At 51.0% G+C, this 486-nt stretch carries 1 pseudogene; it reads right to left on the bottom strand.

The window, feature by feature from the left end:
- A pseudogene (locus HUO09_RS22095) lies at positions 1–486 on the bottom strand (transketolase); the annotation flags it as partial.

Here is a 486-nt window from a genome sequence, read left to right as displayed (position 1 = left end):
CGAAACCACCGTGTAGCGCGATACCGTTCATGATAGCCGTCATACCGAATTCACGAACACCGTAGTGGATGTAGTTACCTGCTGCATCTTCTGGCGTGATTGACTTAGAGCCAGACCACATGGTTAGGTTTGAAGGTGCAAGGTCAGCTGAGCCGCCCATGAATTCAGGTAGCATTTTACCGAACGCTTCTAGCGCGTTTTGTGATGCTTTACGTGATGCGATGTTGGCTGGGTTCGCTTGAAGCTCAGCAATCACTGCGTTCGCTTTCTCTTCCCACTCTGCAGGAAGTTCGCCGTTCACACGACGTTTGAATTCTGCCGCTAGCTCTGGGTAGGCCGCTGCGTATGCTGCGAATTTTTGTTCCCATGCCGCTTCTTTTGCTGCGCCCGCTTCTTTTGCATCCCAGTTCGCGTAGATATCTGCTGGGATTTCAAATGGTGCGTATTCCCAACCTAGGAACTCACGTGCTGCTTTGATTTCATCAG

Source organism: Vibrio sp. Y2-5, assembly GCF_014596725.1.
GTDB lineage: Bacteria > Pseudomonadota > Gammaproteobacteria > Enterobacterales > Vibrionaceae > Vibrio.
Note: the sequence above shows the minus strand (reverse complement) of the source record. Positions and strands in the feature narration are given on the sequence as shown.